Annotated in this window: 2 protein-coding genes and 1 pseudogene; 1 reads left to right on the top strand and 2 read right to left on the bottom strand. The window is 73.6% G+C overall.

Annotation, left to right across the window (positions count from 1 at the left end; translation table 11 throughout):
- Window positions 1-861 (bottom strand): annotated as a pseudogene (locus IH13_RS0123925) (phosphodiesterase); the annotation flags it as partial.
- 284 nt (window positions 862-1,145) lie between these two features.
- A complete protein-coding gene (locus IH13_RS0123920; protein ID WP_031087697.1) occupies window positions 1,146-2,123 on the bottom strand; it encodes a 2-hydroxyacid dehydrogenase in 978 nt (325 codons plus the stop codon).
- Window positions 2,124-2,251: 128 nt separating this feature from the next.
- On the opposite strand from IH13_RS0123920, the gene IH13_RS0123915 reads away from it, so the two are divergent.
- Window positions 2,252-3,208, top strand: coding sequence for an aldo/keto reductase (locus IH13_RS0123915; protein WP_031087695.1), 957 nt, complete (start codon window positions 2,252-2,254; stop codon window positions 3,206-3,208).
- Window positions 3,209-3,414: the final 206 nt, after the last annotated feature.

Below are 3,414 nucleotides of genomic sequence, written 5' to 3'. Positions count from 1 at the left end.
TCCGCCGATCGGGCGGCTCGCGCTCCGGGCCGGACGGCCGGGCCGGACGGCGTTGTCCGCGCCGCGACGTGCGCCCCAGGGGGCGTAGGCGAGGAGCAGGGAGCCGGCGAACCACCCCGCGTCGAGCAACTGCCCCGAGTGGTAGGACGAGCGCAGCAGCGGCGAGGTGAACAGGGCGTCGCACAGGACGGTCAGGGCGAGTCCGGCGATGGCGGTGTTCACCGCCGAGCGGTTCACGCCGATCCGCCGGAAGTGCAGGGCCAGCACCATGGAGACCAGCACGATGTCGAGCAGCGGGTAGGCGAGCGTGAGCGCGGCCCTGGCGACGCTCTCCCCGCCGGCGTTGGCCGCACGGGCCGTGTGCGCGAGCGCGAGGCTCCAGGAGAGCGTCAGCAACGACCCGCCGATCAGCCAGGAGTCCAGCGCCAGGCAGACCCAGCCGGCCCGGTTGACCGGCCGTTTGGCGAGGACGAGCAGACCGACGATGGCCGGGGGTGCGAAGCAGAGGAAGAAGAGGTCGGCGAGGGACGGGGAGGGCACGTGGCTGCTCAGCACCACCTCGTACCAGCCCCAGACCGCGTTGCCCCCGGCGGCCATCGCCGAGGAGAGCGAGAAGAGCAGCCAGGCGGGCCGGAGCCGGCTCTCGCCGCGGCGGGCGTAGACGAAGCAGGAGACCGCGGCGATCAGCGCGGCGACGCTGAGGCCGAAGTCGCCCATGAAGACCGCCAGTCCGGTGGATCCCCAGCCGACACCGGCGCCCACCGCGTAACCGGCGCAGACGACGGCGAGGGCGAGCTGGGAACGCAGGCCCGGGCCGCGGCCGGAGACCGGCCGGGAGATCAGGGCCGCGAGGGCGCTCACCGGAGGACTCCGCGGGACCGGCCCGGAGCCCCCGGCGCCGGTGACCGCATCGGTAACCCTGACCGCGTCCGGCCGCACCGCGGCACCGGATCGCCTCTCCACTCGCCGTGCATCGCCCGTCGCCCCCTCGCGTGACACTCCCGCCCGGCGCCGTCCCTTCCCTGGCGCAGCCCCCTCTGGACGATACACCAGGATGGTCACGCAGGGCCATAACTTCTCTACTCTCCGTTACCACCTGCGGTGTTGGCCCGCCCGGAGGGTGGCCGGACCGCCCCGCGGCCGGGTCAGCCGGTGGTGAGGACGGTGTTGCGGAGCGGCTCCCCTGCGGCGAACCGGGACAGCTGTCCGGCCAGCAGCCGCTTCGCACGCGGCCGGAACGCCGAGGTGCTGCCCCCCACATGGGGGGTGATCAGGACGTGGGGAGCATGCCAGAGCGGGTGGCCCGCGGGCAGGGGTTCCGGGTCGGTGACGTCCAGGGCGGCGCGGAGCCGGCCGGACTCCAGTTCGGCCAGCAGCGCCTGGGTGTCGACGACGGCGCCGCGTGCGACGTTCACGAGCAGCGCGCCGTCCCGCATCGCGGCGAGGAACCCGGCCCCGACCAGCCCCTGCGTGGAGGCGTTCAGCGGGGTGGACAGGATGACGACGTCGGCCTCGGGCAGCAGGGCGGGCAGTTCGTCGAGCGCGTGTACGGGACCGCGCCCGGTTGTCCGGGCGGAGCGCGCGACGCGCACGACCCGCGCGCACTCGAACGGTTCGAGCCGGTCCTCGATGGCCGCGCCGATCGATCCGTAGCCGACGATCAGGACCGACTTGTCGGCGAGCGCGGGGTAGAAGCCGGACCGCCACTCCTCCTTGTCCTGGCCGTGCACGAATCCGGGGAATCCGCGCAGCGAGGCGAGGATCAGGGCGAGGGCGAGTTCCGCCGTCGACGCCTCGTGGACGCCCTTGGCGTTGCACAGCCGTACCCCGGCGGGCAGCGAGGCGAGCCCCGGTTCGACGTGGTCGATGCCGGCGGAGAGGGTCTGCACGACCTGTACGGCGCTCATGCGCTCCAGGGGCCGGACCGCGACATCCGGGCCCTTCATGTACGGAACGACGTAGAACGCGCAGTTGGCCGGGTCCGCGGGGTAGTCCCGCCCGCCGTCCCAGAAGCGGTAGTTGAGACCCTCGGGGAGCCCGTCGATCTCCTCGGCCGGGATCGGCAGTACGTCGGGGGCGGACGGCGGGGCCGCGGCGGCGGGCGAAGTCGGTGTCGAAGTCATGCTCAGGAGGCTAGACGAAGGGCGCGGAGCGGCAGAGGTTAGCTTTGGGGTGCGGTGTGGTCCTGCGACGACGGGACCGAGGGAGGGTTCGGGGAGTGCGCAGGACAATCGGTGCGGCGCGGCTGGACGTGGGCGCTGTCGGGCTGGGGTGCATGCCGATGAGCTGGGCCTACAGCACGTCGCAGCAGCGTGGTGACCGCTCGTTGCGTACGGTGTACGCCGCCCTGGACGCGGGGGTCCGGCTGCTCGACACGGCCGACATGTACGGACCGTTCACCAACGAGCTGCTGATCGGGCGGGCGTTGAAGGGGCGGCGCTCGGACGCCTTCCTCTCCACGAAGTGCGGGCTGCTCGTCGGGGACCAGCACGTCGTCGCCAACGGCCGCCCCGGGTACGTCCGCCGCGCCTGCGACGCCTCGCTGCGGCGGCTGCAGACCGATGTGATCGACCTCTACCAGCTGCACCGGGCCGATCCGGAGGTGCCGGTGGAGGAGACCTGGGGGGCGATGGCGGAGCTGGTGACCGCGGGCAAGGTGCGGGCGCTCGGCCTGAGCGCGGTCGGGGCGCGTGCGGGGCGGCGGCGGGGCTCGCGGACGTACGCCGCGACGATCCGGCAGCTGGAGCGCATACAGCAGGTCTTCCCCGTCAGCGCGGTCCAGGCCGAGCTCTCCGTGTGGTCGCCGGAGACGCTGGACGACCTGATGCCGTGGTGTGCGGCGCGCGGGGTGGGGGTGCTGGCCGCGATGCCGCTGGGCAACGGCTATCTGACGGGGACCCTCAAGCCCGGCATGGGCTTCGAACCGGACGATCCGCGGGCCCGGCACCCCCGTTTCACCGCCGAGATGATGGCGGCGAACCAGCCGGTGGTCGTGGGGCTGCGGCGGGTCGCCGAGCGGCACGGCGCGACCCCGGCCCAGGTGGCCCTGGCGTGGGTGCTCCGGCAGGGCAGTCATGTGGTGCCCGTACCCGGCGCCAAGCGGGAGCGGTGGGCCGTGGAGAACGCCCGCGCCGCCGAACTGGTGCTCACCGAACGGGACCTGGCGGAGATCGCGCGGCTCCCTCCGGCGCGCGGGTCGTGGGACTGACCCGCCGTGGAGGATCGGACGAAGATCAGGGAGCCGCGGCGGGCGGCGGTGTAAGAACTGTGGTGATGCCCGCCGTCGAAAGGACCGGTCCTGTGCACACTCCCGCGACGCACGAGGAACGCACGGTGCACGACGTGTGCGCCGGCCGCACGTGGCGCAGGGGGGCGGTGGCACTGGCCACGGCCTCCCTGCTGCTGTCGGCCGCC

The organism is Streptomyces sp. NRRL WC-3549 (genome assembly GCF_000721935.1).
Taxonomy (GTDB): domain Bacteria; phylum Actinomycetota; class Actinomycetes; order Streptomycetales; family Streptomycetaceae; genus Streptomyces.
This window is presented reverse-complemented; position numbering and strand designations above follow the sequence as displayed.

Coding starts and splice junctions, on each gene's coding strand:
- IH13_RS0123920 (WP_031087697.1), bottom strand. CDS start 2,123: ATGACTTCGACACCGACTTCGCCCGCCGCCGCGGCCCCGCCGTCCGCC.